Origin of the sequence: Serratia sp. BIGb0163 (assembly GCF_024809935.1) — a bacterium.
GTDB classification, from domain to species: Bacteria; Pseudomonadota; Gammaproteobacteria; order Enterobacterales; family Enterobacteriaceae; genus Serratia; species Serratia quinivorans.
Genome location: NZ_JANUDZ010000028.1, coordinates 1 through 1113 on the forward strand (window position 1 = coordinate 1; position 1113 = coordinate 1113).

Consider the following 1113-nt stretch of genomic DNA (forward strand, 5'->3'; position numbering starts at 1 on the left):
ATATCACGCTGCACGTAGGTGTTGCTGAAATCCGTGGTGCTGGTCGTGGTGTCGTTGCCATTACCGCTGTTTTTGTACTGGCTGGCCGTCATGGTGGAGCGCAGGCGCCAGGCGCCCATGTTCAGCCCGCCGTTCAGGGTGCCGAACAGGCTGCTGGACGTGGAGTCATCCGAACCATACTGCCCATCCATCTTGGTTTGCGAGCCGCTCATCATGTAGCTGAACATGGCCGCCGGCACCCCCTCGTCCCACAGGGACGGATCCACCGTGCCGTCCGCCTGCTCCAGCATATCGACCTGTGGCACGGTCAGGTCCAGACGCAGTTTCGCCATACTGAAGGTCACGGTCGCCCCGGGGATCACCGTTTTCAGGTCACCCACGGGTTTATCAGCCGGGAGCGCCTTCAGGGTTTCAATACGGTCGATTGCCACGCCCATCCCCTTGAGCATCGCCGGCGTCAGTTCCGGGATAACGTCACCGTTGGCCGCCTTGCTAAAGCGCACCTGGCGGGTGCTGGCCTGCCTGTCGTTCATCCAGATGTCCACCAGGTAGCTGCCCTCCGCCACGCCGCCGGCGGTTTCATACGCCGACAGGTCAATGGTCTGGCCGCTGCCGTCGTCCAGGAACGCCGGGTTAAAATACTCTTTCGCCTGCGCCACGCCGCAGCTCCCGGAGAGCAACAGCAACAGCAGGGCCGGACGAACACGAAAACACACCGGCAGTCCGGTCAGGGGGTGCGTCGCTGTCGGTACCCGGCGCCCGGCGCGGGACTTTGTGGCGTGAATGCTCTTCATTTTTTTATCACTCTGCTCTGTGTGTCGTGTGTTGACGTGGTGCATGTCTGTCGCGTCGGTGTTGGTTATCTGCCTGTTCACGTGCACCTCAAGACAGCGGCTGGTGTTTCAGGTCGGTCATCAGACCGAACTCATCAATCACCTGCCAGGTCACTTCTCCCGACGGCGTGCCGGCCGGGAGAGGGTAAGACTGCTCCCCCTTCGGCGGCACCATCACGCGCCGACTGTCCGCATCCACCTGTTTGCCGGCCACGGTCAGTTGACCGAAGGTGATGTGATACGGTGTCGGGTTGGTCACCATCAGGCGGTCACCGCGGCG

1 protein-coding gene and 1 pseudogene are annotated in these 1113 nt (G+C 62.1%); both read right to left on the reverse strand.

Translation table 11 applies throughout. The features are described 5' to 3' along the window. Positions 1–794: FimD/PapC N-terminal domain-containing protein (locus tag M2406_RS26445; protein ID WP_310473645.1), on the reverse strand; the 794-nt coding region annotated here is incomplete at its 3' end. Between the two features lie 88 nt (positions 795–882). Continuing rightward, positions 883–1113, reverse strand: a pseudogene (locus M2406_RS26450) (molecular chaperone); the annotation flags it as partial.